General features: G+C 42.0%; 14 protein-coding genes, 3 rRNA genes and 1 pseudogene. 15 read left to right on the top strand and 3 right to left on the bottom strand.

Annotated features, from left to right (window positions below):
• The first annotated feature begins 93 nt into the window (after nt 1-93).
• The 11 genes and pseudogenes from V6670_RS21995 to V6670_RS21945 all read left to right on the top strand — a co-directional run bounded on the left by V6670_RS21995 (nt 94) and on the right by V6670_RS21945 (nt 9,510).
• Nucleotides 94-1,038, top strand: coding sequence for a DNA-directed RNA polymerase subunit alpha (locus V6670_RS21995; RefSeq protein ID WP_004233733.1), 945 nt, complete (start codon nt 94-96; stop codon nt 1,036-1,038).
• A gap of 56 nt (nt 1,039-1,094) precedes the next feature.
• Complete coding sequence (gene rplQ / locus V6670_RS21990) at nt 1,095-1,475, top strand: 50S ribosomal protein L17 (RefSeq protein WP_012296051.1); 381 nt, start codon at nt 1,095-1,097, stop codon at nt 1,473-1,475.
• Between the two features lie 426 nt (nt 1,476-1,901).
• Nucleotides 1,902-2,747: an energy-coupling factor ABC transporter ATP-binding protein gene (locus V6670_RS21985; RefSeq protein WP_141904508.1), complete on the top strand. Its 846-nt coding sequence runs from the start codon at nt 1,902-1,904 to the stop codon at nt 2,745-2,747.
• A complete protein-coding gene (locus tag V6670_RS21980; RefSeq protein WP_036129071.1) occupies nt 2,723-3,595 on the top strand; it encodes an energy-coupling factor ABC transporter ATP-binding protein in 873 nt (290 codons plus the stop codon). Before V6670_RS21985 ends, V6670_RS21980 begins: the two co-directional genes overlap by 25 nt.
• Entirely contained in the window at nt 3,592-4,389 is a 798-nt protein-coding gene (locus V6670_RS21975; protein ID WP_036129069.1) for an energy-coupling factor transporter transmembrane protein EcfT, read from the top strand. The genes V6670_RS21980 and V6670_RS21975 overlap by 4 nt, the downstream gene beginning before the upstream one ends.
• Nucleotides 4,390-4,403: 14 nt before the next feature.
• The gene (gene truA / locus V6670_RS21970; RefSeq protein WP_338652141.1) at nt 4,404-5,144 is read left to right on the top strand and encodes a tRNA pseudouridine(38-40) synthase TruA; all 741 of its coding nucleotides are present in this window, start codon (nt 4,404-4,406) and stop codon (nt 5,142-5,144) included.
• A gap of 178 nt (nt 5,145-5,322) precedes the next feature.
• Entirely contained in the window at nt 5,323-5,760 is a 438-nt protein-coding gene (rplM, locus tag V6670_RS21965) for a 50S ribosomal protein L13 (RefSeq protein WP_004233742.1), read from the top strand.
• Between the two features lie 25 nt (nt 5,761-5,785).
• Complete coding sequence (gene rpsI / locus V6670_RS21960; RefSeq protein WP_004233744.1) at nt 5,786-6,178, top strand: 30S ribosomal protein S9; 393 nt, start codon at nt 5,786-5,788, stop codon at nt 6,176-6,178.
• Between the two features lie 474 nt (nt 6,179-6,652).
• A pseudogene (locus V6670_RS21955) lies at nt 6,653-7,537 on the top strand (DUF4822 domain-containing protein); the annotation flags it as partial.
• 131 nt (nt 7,538-7,668) lie between these two features.
• Nucleotides 7,669-8,382: an N-acetylmuramoyl-L-alanine amidase gene (locus V6670_RS21950; protein ID WP_036129063.1), complete on the top strand. Its 714-nt coding sequence runs from the start codon at nt 7,669-7,671 to the stop codon at nt 8,380-8,382.
• Nucleotides 8,383-8,454: 72 nt separating this feature from the next.
• Complete coding sequence (locus V6670_RS21945; RefSeq protein WP_338652140.1) at nt 8,455-9,510, top strand: P-loop NTPase; 1,056 nt, start codon at nt 8,455-8,457, stop codon at nt 9,508-9,510.
• Nucleotides 9,511-9,564: 54 nt separating this feature from the next.
• Here V6670_RS21945 and gerD read toward each other — a convergent pair whose 3' ends face one another.
• Nucleotides 9,565-10,173 carry a spore germination lipoprotein GerD gene (gene gerD, locus V6670_RS21940; protein WP_036129059.1) on the bottom strand — a complete coding sequence of 203 codons (609 nt, stop codon included), beginning with the start codon at nt 10,171-10,173 and terminating at the stop codon, nt 9,565-9,567.
• Nucleotides 10,174-10,324: 151 nt separating this feature from the next.
• Between gerD and V6670_RS21935 the strand changes: the two genes are divergently transcribed.
• Complete coding sequence (locus tag V6670_RS21935; protein WP_009374014.1) at nt 10,325-10,999, top strand: KinB-signaling pathway activation protein; 675 nt, start codon at nt 10,325-10,327, stop codon at nt 10,997-10,999.
• 35 nt (nt 11,000-11,034) lie between these two features.
• Here V6670_RS21935 and V6670_RS21930 read toward each other — a convergent pair whose 3' ends face one another.
• Complete coding sequence (locus V6670_RS21930) at nt 11,035-11,691, bottom strand: hypothetical protein (protein WP_058845115.1); 657 nt, start codon at nt 11,689-11,691, stop codon at nt 11,035-11,037.
• 268 nt (nt 11,692-11,959) lie between these two features.
• Here V6670_RS21930 and V6670_RS21925 point away from each other — a divergent pair.
• From V6670_RS21925 to rrf, 3 genes are all read left to right on the top strand, one after another.
• Nucleotides 11,960-13,511: ribosomal RNA gene (locus V6670_RS21925) — 16S ribosomal RNA — on the top strand.
• 309 nt (nt 13,512-13,820) lie between these two features.
• A 23S ribosomal RNA gene (locus tag V6670_RS21920) occupies nt 13,821-16,748 on the top strand.
• Nucleotides 16,749-16,935: 187 nt separating this feature from the next.
• Nucleotides 16,936-17,051, top strand: a 5S ribosomal RNA gene (gene rrf, locus V6670_RS21915).
• The 16S, 23S and 5S rRNA genes sit together here, the layout of an rRNA operon.
• Nucleotides 17,052-17,177: 126 nt before the next feature.
• Here rrf and V6670_RS21910 read toward each other — a convergent pair.
• Nucleotides 17,178-18,764 (bottom strand): acyl--CoA ligase, encoded by a 1,587-nt coding sequence (locus V6670_RS21910; RefSeq protein WP_141905922.1) that lies wholly within the window; start codon nt 18,762-18,764, stop codon nt 17,178-17,180.
• Between the last annotated feature and the right edge of the window lie 45 nt (nt 18,765-18,809).

Below are 18,809 nucleotides of genomic sequence, written 5' to 3'. Positions count from 1 at the left end.
GTCTTGTGCAGATAATAAACGATACGTCATTGACGATCGAATCTATGATGGAAAGAACCTATACATTCGATGTTTTGAAGGAGGGTAAATAAAATGATCGAAATTGAAAAACCAAAGATTGAAACGGTGGAGATCAGCGAAGATTCCAAATATGGAAAGTTTGTTGTAGAACCGCTTGAACGCGGATATGGAAACACTTTGGGTAATTCTTTACGTCGTATCCTTCTGTCTTCATTACCAGGAGCTGCTGTCACTTCAATTCAAATTGATGGTGTTCTTCACGAATTCTCGACTGTAGAAGGCGTAGTAGAAGATGTAGCTTCAATCATTTTGAACGTGAAAAAACTAGCTCTTAAAATCTACTCTGACGAAGAAAAAGTTATTGAGATTGATGTAAAAGGCGATGGTACAGTTACGGCTGCTGACATTACGCATGACAGTGACGTAGAAATTTTAAACCCAGATCTATATATTGCAACAATCGCTAAAAACGGTCATTTACGTATGCGTATGTATGCACAACGCGGCCGTGGTTACACTCCTGCTGATCAAAACAAACGTGAGGATCTTCCTATCGGCGTGATCCCGATCGACTCTATTTACACTCCAGTATCACGCGTCAATTTCCAAGTGGAAAATACTCGTGTAGGTCAGTCTTCTGACTACGACAAACTTTCTCTTGATGTGTGGACAGATGGTAGCATCGGTCCGAAAGAGGCGATTTCGCTCGGAGCAAAAATTTTAACCGAGCATCTTAACATCTTCGTTGGCATGACGGATGAGGCACAGACTGCTGAAATCATGGTCGAAAAAGAAGAAGATCAAAAAGAAAAAGTTTTAGAGATGACTATCGAAGAACTTGATCTTTCTGTTCGTTCTTATAACTGTTTAAAACGCGCTGGTATTAATACAGTACTAGAACTTGCGAATAAATCAGAAGACGATATGATGAAAGTTCGTAACCTTGGACGTAAGTCACTAGAAGAAGTAAAAGCGAAGTTAGAAGAGCTTGGTTTAGGATTACGCAAAGAAGACTAAGCGATTTAAACAACACTAATAAGATCAGATTTTTTCTATAAAGGAGGGAAACATCCATGGGTTACAGAAAACTTGGTCGTACAAGTTCTCAACGTAAAGCGATGTTACGTGACTTAGCTACTGATTTAATCATCAACGAGCGTATCGAAACTACTGAGGCTCGCGCTAAAGAAGTACGTAAAGCTGTTGAAAAAATGATTACTTTAGGTAAACGCGGAGATTTACACGCACGCCGTCAAGCTGCTGCATTCATCCGTCGCGAACTAGTAACAACGACTGATGCTGAAGGTAACGAAACAACATCATTTGCACTTCAAAAGTTATTTGATGATGTTGCACCACGTTATGCAGAGCGTCAAGGTGGTTACACTCGTATTCTTAAAGTAGGTCCTCGTCGTGGTGACGGTGCACCTGTTGTTGTGATTGAACTAGTTTAATCATAAGAGAAGACTTGTGGTGAAGAGGGTGGGAATCACCACCCTCTTTCTTTATAAATGATTTATACGACAAATAATTAAGCTGAGCGTTATGATGAGCGGGCACTTTAGGGTGTGGCGTCTCGTTTAGCTCTCCGCACCTCATTCAGGAGAAATAAGGGCTTGAGCACCCGTATTTCTTGTAAATGTAACGACAAGCGCATTTCTATCGAATGAGGTGCGCGCTTTTTTATTATGTGGGATAGCGCCAATTTGTGGTGCTTTTTTTAATATATGGGTTTTCTTTAGACGCTCAAAAGTGCACCATCACATTAAGTTGTTATAGTAGTATTTTTCTTTTATCGACATACGGATTGTAGTAGAATTCATACATAAAAAAGTGTAAGTTAGTTAGTAGAGCTGAGCATGTAGAGAGGAGTTCTAGAAATGCCTGAAATTTTATCTTTAAATAATGTGACTTTTTCATATACACCAGAAATTCAAGACAGTCGCAATGCTGTTGAACATGTTAGTTTCGCTGTTGAAGAAGGCGAATGGATTGCCATAGTTGGACATAATGGTTCAGGTAAATCCACTATTGCCAAGCTGATGAACGGCTTGTTATTCCCTCAGCAGGGGGATGTGCGAATATTACGAGAACCCTTAAGTGAAGAAAACCTTTGGGCATCTCGCTCCTTAATGGGTATGGTTTTTCAAAATCCTGATAATCAGTTTGTAGGTGCCACTGTACAGGATGATGTTGCATTTGCCTTAGAAAACAATGGTGTGCCTTTTGAAGAAATGGTGAAACGTGTACACGCGGCACTAGAGCAAGTAAAAATGGACACGTTTTTAGATCATGAGCCACATCACTTATCTGGAGGACAGAAACAACGCGTTGCCATTGCTGGTGCACTTGCACTAAAGCCAAAGCTTCTCATTTTAGATGAGGCTACATCGATGTTAGATCCTCAGGGCCGTGCAGAGGTGTTACAGACTGTCCAAACATTACGTGCAGAAACGGGATTAACAGTTATATCCATAACACATGATTTAGAAGAAGCCATGTTAGCAGATCGAGTTCTTTTTATGAATGATGGTAAGAAGTTTGCAGAAGGTACACCTGCTGAAATCTTTGCACTTGGGGACAAGCTAGTTGAGTTTGGACTAGATTTACCATTTGCCTTGAAGTTATCAAAGCTATTGCAAAAGGAAGGTGTTCCATTAATGGGACAACATATGACAGAAGAAGAGTTGGTGAATGATTTATGGACATCAAACTTCAACAAATAAGCTATGCCTATGCACAGGGGACTCCTTTTGAAAAACGGGCATTATTCGATGTAGACTTTGACATTCCATCCCATACTTATCAGGCAATTATAGGTCATACGGGTTCTGGGAAATCAACCATTCTTCAGCATTTTAATGCACTTCTAAGACCTACTTCAGGAGAAGTACATATAGGGGATCGCCTGATTGTAGCTGGGAAAAAAGCAAAGGATTTAAAAGCTGTAAGACAAAAGGTCGGTATTGTCTTTCAATTCCCTGAGCATCAACTATTTGAAGAAACAGTGTTAAAGGATATTATGTTTGGGCCAATGAACTTTGGTGTATCAGAGAAAGAGGCTGAAGCGCGTGCAAGAGAACTTGTCAGCTTAGTTGGATTACCGAACAACGTGCTTGAGAAGTCTCCGTTTGATTTATCGGGTGGTCAAATGCGCCGAGTGGCAATTGCGGGTGTTTTGGCGATGGATCCAGAGGTAATTGTGTTGGATGAACCAACAGCTGGACTTGATCCACGAGGTCAAAAAGAGATCATGGATATGTTTTATCAACTCCATCAAGATCGTCGTCTTACAACGATTCTTGTCACACATAGTATGGAGGATGCGGCTCGATATGCAGATAATATTGTAATCATGCATGAAGGAAAAAATGTCTTAAGTGGACCACCACAAACTATTTTTAAAGATGGTGAAACATTAAAGAGTTTCCGCTTAGAGCCACCACGTATTGTCCGCTTCCAGCAGAAAATTGAGCACATGATGGGTCGGTCCTTGTCAAAGGTTTGCTTGACGGAAGAGGAACTCGCCGCTGAAATTGCTCAAATGCTTAGAGAGGAGCGTGCAGAGCCATGATGGAAAAAATGATCTTTGGACGCTTCCTACCAGGTGACTCACCTGTGCATAAACTAGATCCACGATCAAAACTAATCTTTGTGTTTGCTTTTATTATTATTGTGTTTTTGGCCAACAATACAGTGACATATGCTATGCTGCTAGCATTTACGCTCTTGATTGTATTAGTATCACGTATTCGTCTGTATTTTTTAATTAATGGTCTCAAACCTGTTCTCTTTTTAATGGCTTTCACATTTCTTCTTCATATATTTATGACGAAGGAAGGCGTCCCTGTTTTCGAGTCAAAGTTTATCACAATATACGATGAAGGAATTAGACGAGGAATATTTATTTCGGTACGTTTTCTAGTATTAGTATTTATGACATCTATCTTAACGTTAACAACATCACCGATCTCCATTACAGATGGTATTGAGGTTCTTTTAAACCCATTAAAAGCAATAAAAGTACCAGTCCATGAATTGGCTTTGATGATGTCCATTTCCTTGCGTTTCATTCCAACCTTAATGGATGAGACAGATAAGATTATGAAGGCACAAATGGCCCGAGGCTCAGATTTATCCTCTGGCCCAATAAAAGATCGTATAAAGGCAGTAGTGCCATTGCTAGTACCACTTTTTGTCAGTGCATTTAAAAGAGCTGAGGATCTAGCAACTGCGATGGAAGTAAGAGGCTATCGTGGTGGTGAAGGTCGTACAAGGTACCGTAGGCTAAAATGGGATATGGGTGACACATTTGCACTTGTGTTACTAGTAGCAATAGGCGTATTGCTATTCTTTTATAGAAGTTAAAAGGAGTAGGCTTGATGCGACGATTAAAAGTAATTATAAGCTATGATGGAACGCTTTTTTCTGGCTATCAAGTACAGCCTGGAGAACGCACAGTACAGGCTGAGCTTGAGCGTGTGCTGTCCATTATGCATAAAGGAGAAAAGATTAAGGTAACTGCAAGTGGACGTACAGATGCAAGAGTTCATGCTACAGGACAAACATTGCATTTCGATACACCTCTTGCCATTCCAGTTGACAAGTATAGCAAGGCTTTGAATGTGCAACTACCAAGAGATATTCGCGTATTATCGGTAGAGGAAGTGGCACATGACTTTCATGCACGCTATAGTGTGACGGGGAAGCGCTATCGCTATATTTGGTCTTGTGAGCCTATCCAAAGCCCATTTCGCAGATATTACACAGTCGAGACAAGTGGCGTCAAACCTAATGTAGAGGCGATGCAAGAGGCAGCTAAGGCTATCGTTGGTACACATGACTTTTCATGCTTTTGTGCAGCGAATACAAGTGTGAAGGATAAAGTACGTACTGTCACGACACTGCAATTTGAATGGCATGGAGAAGAACTTCATATGGTGATTGAAGGCAATGGTTTCTTATATAATATGGTGCGTATTATTGCAGGTACACTTTGGGAGGTTGGCGTAGGTCGCCGCACGATTGATAATGTGGCACTTGTAGTCGCCTCTGAAGATCGCGATAAAGCGGGAAAAACCGCGCTACCACAAGGGTTATACTTAGAAAAAGTGTTCTATTAGTGACGTTTTAGAATTCTGAACAACTTTACCAGGCGTTTAATGAAATTGCTTGACTTTAAAAGTCATTCATTATATGATAACAGATGGTATTTTCATTACCACCACAAATAAGCCCCGAAACTTATAGTGTAGTCTAATGAAAAATAACGGTAATCGAATCGATTAGGAGGATATATACATGCGTACAACATTCATGGCTAAAGGTCACGAAGTAGACCGTAAATGGTTAGTAGTTGATGCAGAAGGCCAAACTCTTGGACGTTTAGCTTCTGAAGTAGCTGCAATCTTACGTGGTAAACATAAACCAACATTCACACCAAACGTTGACACAGGTGATCACGTAATCATCATCAACGCTGACAAAATCCATTTAACTGGTAACAAATTAGAGGGTAAACTTTACCGTCACCATACTCAATTTGCAGGTGGTTTAAAAACGCGTACTGCTGGTGAAATGCTAGATAAGTACCCAACAAGAATGATCGAATTAGCAGTTAAAGGAATGCTTCCTAAAAACTCTTTAGGTCGCAAAATGTTCACTAAACTTAACGTTTATACTGGAACAGAGCATCCACATGCTGCACAAAAACCAGAAGCATACGAGCTTCGCGGATAATATAAATTAAGAGGAGGATATTACTTTGGCACAAGTTCAATACATCGGCACTGGTCGCCGTAAAAGCTCTGTAGCTCGCGTACGTTTAGTACCAGGTACAGGTAAAATTGTTATCAATAAACGTGAAATCGAAGAATACGTACCATTCGCTGCATTACGCGAAGTAATTAAACAACCATTAGTAGCTACTGAAACTACAGGAAGCTATGATATCCACGTAAACGTTAACGGTGGTGGATACACTGGTCAAGCTGGTGCTGTTCGTCACGGTATCGCTCGTGCTCTACTTCAAGTAGACCCAGATTTCCGTGCTGCATTAAAATCAGCTGGATTACTTACTCGTGATTCACGCATGAAAGAACGTAAAAAACCAGGTCTACGCGGCGCTCGTCGTGCACCTCAGTTCTCAAAACGTTAATATCAGCATTCTATACAAAGACTCTTTCTACTTTTGTGGAAAGAGTCTTTTTGTTATTTAGTTATTAGACTAAAGGCTGCTTACTCTTATTTCTTATAAAGCGGATGATTGCAAATTCTTGATGCGATGTAACATTGCCAATAACTAGCGTGAACCAGTATGTAGCTGTCCCTTTTACATAATCATTACTATTTCTGCACAGATTTAAGATATATTAAAAATATTTTCGCATAAGTTTATGTTTTTTTAAGAAATTATTTAGAGGGAGTTTAATATTCCACTTTAATATAGTTCTTGAAGGTACTACAAACCATGCATTTTCTTGAAATTTGTCATTAGGGGTTTGGCGTAACTCAAAAATAGAATGTAACAATGGAGGTAAGAGGTATGAAAAAATTATTGATAGTATCAATTGCGGCAATGGCACTACTTGCAGCATGTCAAGATAAGGAGCCTGAGAAAGGCAACAATACGAACAGTGAGGAAATAAAAACAGAAAGTGCTGCTACAACGAAGGGCCAAACAAAGGAGCAATTAACGAAGGGTGAAGAAATGGCCAATATATTAAGTAGTACGAATTGGCAAGGCACAAAAGTATATGATAAAGACAACAATGATTTAACCGCGGAGAATTCTAACTTTATTGGCTTAGCAAAATATGATGCTGAGGCAGGTCATTATGAATTCTTTGACGTTGCTACTGGTGAAAGCCGTGATGATAAAGGGACGTTCTTTATCACAAATGATGGGACACAAAGAATTTTAATTTCTGAATCCAAGGATTATCAAGCTATTGTAGAAATTACAGAGCTAAACGATAGTATCTTTACTTATAAAAGAATGGGCAAAGATGCTGCTGGCAATGAGGTAGAAGTGTTCGTTGAGCATATTCCATATAAAGAAAATGAACTGGCATTTACCGATTCAAATAAAACGCTGAATGTTTCAACAGGTAATATTGTTACAGACGTTGACGGAGATAAGATTTTAGCTGATACATTATGGCACGGAACTGTTGTATTAGATGAAGCAGGTAATGATTTAACAGAGTTTAATTCAAATTTTATCAGCATTGCAAAATATGACGCAAATACAAATAAATATGAGTTCTTCAACCCTGAAACAGGTGAGAGTCGTGGCGACTATGGTTATTTTAATGTCATTCATGGCAATAAAATAAGAGCTCATGTTTCAATCGGTGATAATAAGTATGGCGTTGCCCTTGAAATTACTGAAATCAATGAGAAGAAATTTACGTATAAACGTACAGGTAAAGACAAAGACGGTAATGATATAACTGTATTTGTTGAGCATGAACCTTATGAAGGTGAATTAAATCCTGTATTTACAATGCAATAAAACGATACTTCCTCCTTTATTATAGAAGAAAATCAAAACTCTTAAGTTTATTACTTGGGAGTTTTTTTTACTTTCTGGCATAGTTCATCTACTAATTTCGTACACTAAATGTAAAAGGGTGGTGGATATGGGTGAAGCGCTGGCTTGCACTAGGAGTAATTATGCTTATGAGTATAGTGGTCGTGGCATATGAAACAAATGCTTCGGACCGTAACTTCTTCTTACCAGACCCACTTGGTGGCATCAAAATTGTCATTGATGCAGGGCATGGTGGTGAGGACGGAGGAGCTTCAAAGGGCGAAGTAATTGAAAAGGAAATTACACTTGCAATTGCTCAGCATGTGGAGAAGAAATTAAAGAAAAAAGGCGCAACAGTCGTAATGACGCGAACAAAAAATGGAGATGTGATTGATGAGCATGCGCCGTCGGAAAAATATGGAACTTTAAGAGAACGGAAAAAGCAGGATATTTTCTTAAGAAAGGATATCGTTGAAAAAGAAAAGCCTGATGTATTTATTACAATTCATGCAAATGCTATACCCGAAACAAAATGGCGTGGTGCACAGGTGTTTTATCATAAGGAAGGACATGCCGATGGCGAAATTCTTGCCAAGAGTATTCAACAATCCATTCGCACTAATCTAAAAAATACAGACCGAGAAGCTTTGTCTATTAAGCAAATTTATTTACTGAAGAAAGTAGAAGTCCCTGCAGCATTAGTAGAGACTGGTTTTATCAGTAATGATGAAGAACGAGCATTATTAATCGATAAGAACTACCAGGAAAAAATGGCAGATGCCATAGTTGAAGGTATAGAAGAGTATTTATTAGCTAAGATTGAGTAGAGCAACATCTACAACGTAAACCATATCAGTATGATATACTAACATTGAGACAATATAAGGGGAGTGTTCGTCGTGATTACTGAACAACAAGTACGAGAAATACTAGGACAACTACAAGATCCATTTTTACATAAATCGCTTGCAGAAACAGATGGTATTACAAACGTAGCAATAAAAGAAGAAAAAAATCATGTTAGTGTAAAAATTGCGATCGCTAAATTAAATACACCTGAACAGCTACAGCTACAAATGAAGGTTGTTGAGATATTGAAAGAAGCGGGTGCAAATACGGTTGGCATTCGTTTTGAAGAACTATCAACAGAAAAATTACAAAGCTTCCGTGGCACTGCAACAGAGTCAGAAGCACAAGATATTTTATCTCCACTAAGCACAGTACAAGTGATTTCAATTGCTTCTGGTAAAGGTGGAGTAGGTAAATCTACAGTATCAGTTAACTTAGCTGTTGCTTTAGCTCGTCTAGGAAAGAAGGTCGGATTAATCGACGCCGATATTTATGGCTTTAGTGTGCCCGATATGATGGGTGTGACGGATATGCCTAAAGTAGTTGACAATCGTATTTTCCCAGTAGATCGCTTGGGTGTAAAAATGATTTCAATGGGCTTCTTTGTGGAAAACAACGCACCGATTGTATGGCGTGGTCCAATGCTAGGTAAAGTATTAGATCAGTTTTTCCGTGATGTTGAATGGGGAGAGCTAGACTATCTACTATTAGATTTACCGCCAGGCACAGGTGACGTAGCATTAGATATCCATCAAATGCTACCATCATCAAAAGAAATTGTTGTCACAACACCGCACCCGACAGCAGCATTTGTTGCAGCTCGTGCAGGAGCAATGGCTCTTCAAACAGACCATGAAATTTTAGGTGTTATCGAAAATATGGCTTGGTTTGAATCTAAATCAGGTGATCGAGAATTTGTCTTTGGACAAGGAGGCGGACCTAAGCTAGCTGATGAATTACGTACAGAGCTGCTTGGACAGATCCCGCTTGGTCAACCAGATTGGACAGAAGAAGATTTTGCTCCGTCTGTTTATGCTGAGAAACATACAACAGGTCAAATTTATTTAGACATCGCGACGAAAATCATTGATAAATTAAGTAAATAAATAAAAAACGGATTTCCACCTTTTATGGGGAAATCCGTTTTTAAATTGCTATGGTTACTCAGTACTTTTTTGCTCCTTATCCGATCCGCCATCACTTTCACCACTAGCTTCTTTCTTATCGCCACTTCCTGATGAACCCGTTTCGCCACTCTTTTTAATAAGTTCCTGCCATTTAGATTGCATTAAAGGGCTTTCGATCGTTTCCTTTACCACTTGCTCCATTTGCTTGCGCATATTGGATGATTTTAGGATGGTCTCTAGCTGCTTTTGCATATCGGGTTGCCCAAAAAAGGCCTCCATATCCTTTTGGAAAGTCGGATCTTTTATTAAGTCCTTCATAATATCCTGTTGCTGTTTTTGCATGCTTTTTGCAACAGTTTCTTTAAATTTTGGATCTTCAAAGGTTTTCTTCCAAAAGTCTTCTGCTTCCTTGGAAAGTAATGTTTCCTCAGTAGCCTTTTTCACTTCATCATGCTCTAAAATCAAAAGCTCACGGAAACTTGGCTCCTCCAAAAGCTGTCGCAATGCCTTTTTACCATCCTCTGTTTGCAAAGAGTCAATCATGATTTTTTTTATTTCATCATAGGACATGGTAGAGGTTTTATCTTGTGAACAGGCAGAAAGAAAAAGCATTAGAATCAATAATAAGGTGAATTTTCGCATCGACAATCAGTCCTTTCTCTAGATAGACTCTTTCAATTATTGTTCACATTTCTCGGGACTTTATGTATTGGTTAGGATGAGAAATAGCTTTTTTAACAAGGCATTGATAAAATAAGGACAGATATATTGAGAAATTGGGGGACTTTTAGTTGTGACGATACGAAATTGGGCAAAGTTTTTCTTCTTTGCAATGCTCGTTGGTGGTGCAGTCAACGGAGTTTTTAGTTTATTTATTCGCTGGGAATTTTTCCAACCATACATAGCAAATGGTCAATGGGGCGAATTTTTCGCTGGACTTTTATGGATGGTTTTCTTAGGGTTTACCATGAGTGTTATAGCACAAGCTGGTTTTTTTGCTTATTTAACACTTCATCAAGTAGGTGTTAATATTTTTAGAACACTGACATTATGGAATTGGGTACAGCTATTATTAATTGCCATAACGATTTTCGATATTATATTCTTCCGCTTTATTCCTGGTGTGAAGGATGGGCAGAGCTGGTTGTTCTACGTTGGATTATTAATTGTTCTAATATTTGGTGCAATAGCAACGGCTGTTCAAAAAGTAAAATTAACGGGGAAAAAGCATGTAATGATTTCGGCTCTATTCTTTATGATTGTCATTACAACGCTGGAATGGACAATTGCATTGATGGGTCGCGATGAAAATATTAATGAATATGTTGCGCTTTTATTATTCCCATTATTGGCTGTTAATGCGTATCAATTACTAGTATTGCCTAAATATAATGCAAAATCCGATGAAGATCGTCAAAAATTAGAAGCACGCCGCAAAGCTCGTCGTGAACAGGCTAAAAATGCATAAGAAAAAATTGCCTCACTTTAGTGGAGGCAATTTTTTTATGGGGCTTTTTTAGTTTGAACTTTATAACCAAATATATTTTCTTCAATTGACATAAACTTATGTTGTTGTATTAGAGCGTTAAGCTCTTTAAAAGATATTTGATTATTTTGATGGAGTGGGAAAAATACAAAATCACCTTTTTGTAATTTAGGTGTTTTCTCACCCTGCCAAATAAGAGAAGGCGACAGTAAATTCATTTGTTGTTGGAATAAAGATTTCTGTAAATCCTGCGAATATTGATGATTTCGGGTAGCAAACCATAAAGGTTTTTCCTTTAAATACTTTTCATAGATATCAATATCTTTTTGAATGAGCGCAATGTCAACGGGTTCTTCTATTGAATCATCTGGACCAAGTAGTCCTGTAGGCAATTTTCGTTGTTGTATAATTTTTAAATGTTCGGGTGAACGTTTAATCCAGTCGGTATCTAAAAGTAGAAGAGGATAAGGCTCTTTCACCGTTTGAAGCCATTCTAATAGAGAGTCATCAGAGAAAGAAATCTCTACTATAAGAGATGTGCCATAATGTCCTTTTGTGACCACTACTGGTGCATTCGCAATATTAAATACAGAAATCATCGTTGAGTTTATAGGCTTTAGAAAAGCAAAAAGGATTACGATTAAAAGCAGTGAAATCAACGTTTTGCGGACCATAATAATAACCTCATTTCTAAGATTTTAAATAAAAAATGAATCTCTTTAAAAAAACTTATGATTTAGTGTTGACTTTCATGAATAATCGATGTTATTATTTATAAGTCGCCAAGAGGTGACAGCGAAATAAAAAACATGAACCTTGAAAACTGAACAAGCAAAACGTAATCAATAAAGTTTTCAGTAACTAACCTTGGTTAGTGAACGAAACAAAATTTTGGACATCAAAATTGATGCCAGCAAAACAATTTGAGCTATTCAAATTTCTTTTATGGAGAGTTTGATCCTGGCTCAGGACGAACGCTGGCGGCGTGCCTAATACATGCAAGTCGAGCGAACAGAGAAGGAGCTTGCTCCTTCGACGTTAGCGGCGGACGGGTGAGTAACACGTGGGCAACCTACCTTATAGTTTGGGATAACTCCGGGAAACCGGGGCTAATACCGAATAATCTGTTTCACCTCATGGTGAAACACTGAAAGACGGTTTCGGCTGTCGCTATAGGATGGGCCCGCGGCGCATTAGCTAGTTGGTGAGGTAACGGCTCACCAAGGCGACGATGCGTAGCCGACCTGAGAGGGTGATCGGCCACACTGGGACTGAGACACGGCCCAGACTCCTACGGGAGGCAGCAGTAGGGAATCTTCCACAATGGGCGAAAGCCTGATGGAGCAACGCCGCGTGAGTGAAGAAGGATTTCGGTTCGTAAAACTCTGTTGTAAGGGAAGAACAAGTACAGTAGTAACTGGCTGTACCTTGACGGTACCTTATTAGAAAGCCACGGCTAACTACGTGCCAGCAGCCGCGGTAATACGTAGGTGGCAAGCGTTGTCCGGAATTATTGGGCGTAAAGCGCGCGCAGGTGGTTTCTTAAGTCTGATGTGAAAGCCCACGGCTCAACCGTGGAGGGTCATTGGAAACTGGGAGACTTGAGTGCAGAAGAGGATAGTGGAATTCCAAGTGTAGCGGTGAAATGCGTAGAGATTTGGAGGAACACCAGTGGCGAAGGCGACTATCTGGTCTGTAACTGACACTGAGGCGCGAAAGCGTGGGGAGCAAACAGGATTAGATACCCTGGTAGTCCACGCCGTAAACGATGAGTGCTAAGTGTTAGGGGGTTTCCGCCCCTTAGTGCTGCAGCTAACGCATTAAGCACTCCGCCTGGGGAGTACGGTCGCAAGACTGAAACTCAAAGGAATTGACGGGGGCCCGCACAAGCGGTGGAGCATGTGGTTTAATTCGAAGCAACGCGAAGAACCTTACCAGGTCTTGACATCCCGTTGACCACTGTAGAGATATAGTTTCCCCTTCGGGGGCAACGGTGACAGGTGGTGCATGGTTGTCGTCAGCTCGTGTCGTGAGATGTTGGGTTAAGTCCCGCAACGAGCGCAACCCTTGATCTTAGTTGCCATCATTTAGTTGGGCACTCTAAGGTGACTGCCGGTGACAAACCGGAGGAAGGTGGGGATGACGTCAAATCATCATGCCCCTTATGACCTGGGCTACACACGTGCTACAATGGACGATACAAACGGTTGCCAACTCGCGAGAGGGAGCTAATCCGATAAAGTCGTTCTCAGTTCGGATTGTAGGCTGCAACTCGCCTACATGAAGCCGGAATCGCTAGTAATCGCGGATCAGCATGCCGCGGTGAATACGTTCCCGGGCCTTGTACACACCGCCCGTCACACCACGAGAGTTTGTAACACCCGAAGTCGGTGAGGTAACCTTTTGGAGCCAGCCGCCGAAGGTGGGATAGATGATTGGGGTGAAGTCGTAACAAGGTAGCCGTATCGGAAGGTGCGGCTGGATCACCTCCTTTCTAAGGATTATTTCGGAATACAAACCTAGGGTTTGTAAGATTACGTTTTGCGTTCAGTTTTGAAGGTTCATTCTTTCTTGAATGAAAATCTTCAAAACTTGTTCTTTGAAAACTGGATAAAACGACATTGAAATTGTAACAAACACATTTATTTTTTTAAGTTTTTTTATAGGCTTAATAACATTAAAAGGTTTCAAGACACGAGCAGTTCTAGGAAGCAATCGAGTGAATGAAGGAGCGTACTTGAGTACGTGACTGATTGAACGAGAGAAGCTGACAACGAAATGCGATGTGTATTGAAAGCTGATAGGTTAAGTTATTAAGGGCGCACGGCGAATGCCTTGGCACTAGGAGCCGAAGAAGGACGGCACTAACACCGATATGCTTCGGGGAGCTGTAAGTGAGCTTTGATCCGGAGATTTCCGAATGGGGGAACCCACTACGTTTAATCGCGTAGTATCTTGACGTGAATACATAGCGTCTTGAAGGCAGACCCAGGGAACTGAAACATCTAAGTACCTGGAGGAAGAGAAAGAAAAATCGATTCCCTGAGTAGCGGCGAGCGAAACGGGAAGAGCCCAAACCAAGAGGCTTGCCTCTTGGGGTTGTAGGACACTCAATACGGAGTTACAAAAGAGCGAGTTAGATGAAGCGACTTGGAAAGGTCCGCCAGAGCAGGTAAAAGCCCTGTAGTCGAAAGTTCGTTCTCTCCTGAGTGGATCCTGAGTACGGCGGAACACGTGAAATTCCGTCGGAATCTGGGAGGACCATCTCCCAAGGCTAAATACTACCTAGTGACCGATAGTGAACCAGTACCGTGAGGGAAAGGTGAAAAGCACCCCGGAAGGGGAGTGAAAGAGATCCTGAAACCGTGTGCCTACAAGTAGTTAGAGCCCGTTAATGGGTGATAGCGTGCCTTTTGTAGAATGAACCGGCGAGTTACGATTACGTGCGAGGTTAAGCTTTAGAAGGCGGAGCCGCAGCGAAAGCGAGTCTGAATAGGGCGAAATAGTACGTGGTCGTAGACCCGAAACCAGGTGATCTACCCATGTCCAGGGTGAAGGTAAGGTAACACTTACTGGAGGCCCGAACCCACGCACGTTGAAAAGTGCGGGGATGAGGTGTGGGTAGCGGAGAAATTCCAATCGAACTTGGAGATAGCTGGTTCTCTCCGAAATAGCTTTAGGGCTAGCCTCGTGATGAGAATACTGGAGGTAGAGCACTGTTTGGACTAGGGGGCCATCCCGGTTTACCGAATTCAGACAAACTCCGAATGCCAGATATTTATACACGGGAGTCAGACTGCGAGTGATAAGATCCGTAGTCAAAAGGGAAACAGCCCAGACCACCAGCTAAGGTCCCAAAGTAATCGTTAAGTGGAAAAGGATGTGGCGTTGCACAGACAACCAGGATGTTGGCTTAGAAGCAGCCATCATTTAAAGAGTGCGTAATAGCTCACTGGTCGAGTGACGCTGCGCCGAAAATGTATCGGGGCTAAACGATTCACCGAAGCTGTGGATTGACATCTACGATGTCAGTGGTAGGAGAGCGTTCTAAGTGCGTTGAAGTCAGACCGGAAGGACTGGTGGAGCGCTTAGAAGTGAGAATGCCGGTATGAGTAGCGAAAGACGGGTGAGAATCCCGTCCACCGTATGACTAAGGTTTCCTGAGGAAGGCTCGTCCGCTCAGGGTTAGTCGGGACCTAAGCCGAGGCCGATAGGCGTAGGCGATGGACAACAGGTTGATATTCCTGTACCACCTCCTCACCGTTTGAGAAATGGGGGGACGCAGTAGGATAGGGTAAGCGCGCTGTTGGTTATGCGCGTCCAAGCAGTAAGGCGTGTGTGTAGGCAAATCCGCACACTGTAACGTTGAGCTGTGATGGCGAGTCCGTATGGACGAAGTTCCTGATTTCACACTGCCAAGAAAAGCCTCTATCGAGGTGAGAGGTGCCCGTACCGCAAACCGACACAGGTAGTCGAGGAGAGAATCCTAAGGTGTGCGAGAGAACTCTCGTTAAGGAACTCGGCAAAATGACCCCGTAACTTCGGGAGAAGGGGTGCTCTTGAGCGTGCAAGCGCATGAGAGCCGCAGTGAATAGGCCCAGGCGACTGTTTAGCAAAAACACAGGTCTCTGCAAAACCGTAAGGTGACGTATAGGGGCTGACGCCTGCCCGGTGCTGGAAGGTTAAGAGGAGTGGTTAGCGCAAGCGAAGCTGCGAATTGAAGCCCCAGTAAACGGCGGCCGTAACTATAACGGTCCTAAGGTAGCGAAATTCCTTGTCGGGTAAGTTCCGACCCGCACGAAAGGCGTAACGATCTGGGCACTGTCTCAACGAGAGACTCGGTGAAATTATAGTACCTGTGAAGATGCAGGTTACCCGCGACAGGACGGAAAGACCCCGTGGAGCTTTACTGTAGCCTGATATTGAATTTTGGTACAACTTGTACAGGATAGGTAGGAGCCAGAGATCTCGGAGCGCCAGCTTCGAAGGAGGCGTCGGTGGGATACTACCCTGGTTGTATTGAAATTCTAACCCATGCCCCTTAGCGGGGCAGGAGACAGTGTCAGGCGGACAGTTTGACTGGGGCGGTCGCCTCCTAAAAGGTAACGGAGGCGCCCAAAGGTTCCCTCAGAATGGTTGGAAATCATTCGTAGAGTGTAAAGGCACAAGGGAGCTTGACTGCGAGACCTACAAGTCGAGCAGGGTCGAAAGACGGGCTTAGTGATCCGGTGGTTCCGCATGGAAGGGCCATCGCTCAACGGATAAAAGCTACCCCGGGGATAACAGGCTTATCTCCCCCAAGAGTCCACATCGACGGGGAGGTTTGGCACCTCGATGTCGGCTCATCGCATCCTGGGGCTGTAGTCGGTCCCAAGGGTTGGGCTGTTCGCCCATTAAAGCGGTACGCGAGCTGGGTTCAGAACGTCGTGAGACAGTTCGGTCCCTATCCGTCGTGGGCGTAGGAAATTTGAGAGGAGCTGTCCTTAGTACGAGAGGACCGGGATGGACACACCGCTGGTGTACCAGTTGTCTTGCCAAAGGCATCGCTGGGTAGCTATGTGTGGACGGGATAAGTGCTGAAAGCATCTAAGCATGAAGCCCCCCTCAAGATGAGATTTCCCATTACGCAAGTAAGTAAGATCCCTCAAAGACGATGAGGTAGATAGGTTCGAGGTGGAAGTGTGGTGACACATGGAGCTGACGAATACTAATCGATCGAGGACTTAACCAAAAATGTTTGAACCATTCAATGAACCGTTTATCCAGTTTTGAAAGAATAATTTCTTTTATGAAGGGTTTCAAGATACGAGTAGTTCGAGGAAGCAATGGAGAGAGGGAAGGAGCGTACTCAAGTACGTGACTGACTGAACGACAGAAGCTGACGAAGAAATGCGATGTATATTGAAAGCCGACCATAGTCTAGTGATGATGGCAAAGAGGTCACACCCGTTCCCATACCGAACACGGAAGTTAAGCTCTTTAGCGCCGATGGTAGTTGGGGGCTTCCCCCTGTGAGAGTAGGACGTCGCTAGGCGCAAAAAGTCGCTGCTGATACACTCAGTAGTGGCTTTTTTTACTTAAGCTAACTAATAAATTGAGATGATTTATAAAATATAAAAAAGAAGGCATGCCTTAAATGGAATGCCTTCTTTTTTGATATTTAATGAGTTTGAACAGTGGTAGCTCGTAGTTCAATGCGGCGAATTTTTCCGGATGTTGTTTTTGGTAACTCATCAATAAAAACAATACTACGAGGGTATTTATACGGTGCTGTTAACGCCTTTACATGCTCTTGTAACTCCTTTGTTAACTCGGCTTCATCTCGCTCTTTGAAGCTCTCTCGTAGGATAACAAAGGCCTTCACAATATGGCCTCTAATTTCATCAGGTGCAGCAACAACTGCACATTCTTGTACAGCTTCATGTTTGTTTAATGCATCTTCAACTTCGAATGGACCAATCGTATAACCAGAAGATATAATAATGTCATCTCCACGACCTTCAAACCAGAAATACCCATCTTCATCACATTTAGCTTGATCGCCAGTAATATACCAATCACCGCGAAATGCAGCTTGCGTTCGTTCTGGCTCTTTGTAATACTCCTTAAATAGAGCTGGTGAGGATTTGTGGATGGCAATATCGCCAACCTCTCCTACAGGTGCTTCATTTCCTTCATTGTCGATAATACGTACAATATTACCTGGAGTTGGAACACCCATGGATCCAGGGCGTAATTCAGTGTTTTCGAGTGTACCAATTAATAATGTATTCTCTGTCTGTCCATAGCCATCACGTACTTTTAGCCCGAAACGATTCATAAATGTTTCAATGACTGGACGATTTAACGGTTCACCAGCAGAGACTGCACTACGGAGGGATGAAAGATTATAGTCTTGCAAATTATCAATTTTCGCCATAATACGATATTCAGTCGGTGTGCAACAAAGGACATTTATTTTTTCATCTTGCATGAGCTGAAGGTACGTTTTTGCATCGAATCCACCATGATAAACAAATGCAGTAGCACCAAGCATGATTGTAGATAAGAATGGGCTCCAAATCCATTTTTGCCAACCAGGAGCTGCTGTAGCCCATACTAAGTCGCCTTCACGTACACAGAGCCATTTTGAAGCAGCTGTTCGAATATGCGCATATCCCCAGCCATGTGAATGTACTACACCTTTAGGTTTCCCAGTTGTCCCAGATGTATAGGAAAGGAACGCCATGTCATCACGTTTAGTAGCTACTGCTGTAAATGTAGTTGACTGTGTGCTTGCCAGTACATCTAAAGAAGCCCAATCGCCTTTTGCAGTACCAATAACTAATTTGTTCTTTAATGTGTCTACAGTAGAAGAAATTTGGTCAACCTCACCTGTAAATGCTTCATAGGCAATAACTGCACTAGCAGAAGAGTGCTCCATTCGATATTCTAAGTCACTTGCACGTAGCATTTCTGAACATGAAATAGGCACGATACCAGCCTTTAAACAGCCAAGAAAAACAAAATAGGCTTCTGGTAGGCGAGGAATAATAACTAGAACGCGATCTCCCTTTCGAAGTCCTGTCTCTGTAAAAGCATTTGCGTATTGATTCATTTTTTGGACAAGCTCTACATAGGAAACTGTTCGTCTCTCTTGTTGCGTATTTAACCAGCGTATTGCTTGGCGATCACTATCTTGTGAAAACTTTTCTAATTCCTCTGTGATATTATAAAATTCAGGTGCAATTAAATCATTTATTACCATCCGAATATTCCTCCCCCAGGAAATTTGATAGAAAATTCTTAAAAC

The organism is Lysinibacillus sp. Y5S-8, assembly GCF_036894365.1.
GTDB lineage: Bacteria > Bacillota > Bacilli > Bacillales_A > Planococcaceae > Lysinibacillus > Lysinibacillus fusiformis_D.
This window is presented reverse-complemented; position numbering and strand designations above follow the sequence as displayed.

Coding starts and splice junctions, on each gene's coding strand:
- V6670_RS21930 (WP_058845115.1), bottom strand. CDS start 11,691: ATGGTCCGCAAAACGTTGATTTCACTGCTTTTAATCGTAATCCTTTTT.
- V6670_RS21985 (WP_141904508.1), top strand. CDS start 1,902: ATGCCTGAAATTTTATCTTTAAATAATGTGACTTTTTCATATACACCA.
- rplM (WP_004233742.1), top strand. CDS start 5,323: ATGCGTACAACATTCATGGCTAAAGGTCACGAAGTAGACCGTAAATGG.
- gerD (WP_036129059.1), bottom strand. CDS start 10,173: ATGCGAAAATTCACCTTATTATTGATTCTAATGCTTTTTCTTTCTGCC.
- V6670_RS21995 (WP_004233733.1), top strand. CDS start 94: ATGATCGAAATTGAAAAACCAAAGATTGAAACGGTGGAGATCAGCGAA.
- truA (WP_338652141.1), top strand. CDS start 4,404: ATGCGACGATTAAAAGTAATTATAAGCTATGATGGAACGCTTTTTTCT.
- V6670_RS21910 (WP_141905922.1), bottom strand. CDS start 18,764: ATGGTAATAAATGATTTAATTGCACCTGAATTTTATAATATCACAGAG.
- V6670_RS21980 (WP_036129071.1), top strand. CDS start 2,723: ATGGACATCAAACTTCAACAAATAAGCTATGCCTATGCACAGGGGACT.
- rplQ (WP_012296051.1), top strand. CDS start 1,095: ATGGGTTACAGAAAACTTGGTCGTACAAGTTCTCAACGTAAAGCGATG.
- V6670_RS21975 (WP_036129069.1), top strand. CDS start 3,592: ATGATGGAAAAAATGATCTTTGGACGCTTCCTACCAGGTGACTCACCT.